Raw genomic sequence first — 594 nt, forward strand, 5'->3', positions numbered from 1 at the left:
GCGCCCGGCGGCGCGGTGACCGGCGTGGCCACCGGCTCGAACGTCTCCAACCCGGTGAGCGGCAATCTCGGCGGCGCCGGGATCGCGGGCCAGTACGGCACGCTGGTGCTCAACGCCAACGGCACCTACACCTACACGGCCAATCCCAACGCGGTGACCACCAACGCGGTCGACCACTTCGTCTACACCATCACCGATGGCGACGGCGACACCTCGACGGTGACGCTGGACATCACCGTCAACAACGTCACGGTGACCGCCTCCGACACCGACGCGCTGGTCTATGAGAAGGGCCTGCCGGCGGGCAGCGACGCGGCCGGCAATAGCGAGATATTCAACGGCGCCATCACGCCGGCCGGCGGCACGGGGCCCTATACCTATACGCTCAACTCATCGGCCACCGGCAGCTACGGCAACCTGGTGCTCAATGCAGACGGCACCTACACCTACACGCTGACCCATACCTATGACGGCGCGACCCTCAACAACGGCATCACCACCGAACAGGACAAGGACAGCTTCACCTATACGGTGACCGACGCACACGGCAACACAACCACCGGCACCATCCTGGTCGACATCGTCGACGACGTG

General features: G+C 65.5%; 1 protein-coding gene. It reads left to right on the forward strand.

The window, feature by feature from the left end:
- A partial coding sequence (locus EN846_RS33560) for an Ig-like domain-containing protein (RefSeq protein WP_189523730.1) occupies positions 1-594 on the forward strand: 594 nt, incomplete at both ends.

It is taken from the genome of Mesorhizobium sp. M4B.F.Ca.ET.203.01.1.1, from assembly GCF_004791025.1.
Lineage (GTDB): Bacteria > Pseudomonadota > Alphaproteobacteria > Rhizobiales > Rhizobiaceae > Mesorhizobium > Mesorhizobium abyssinicae.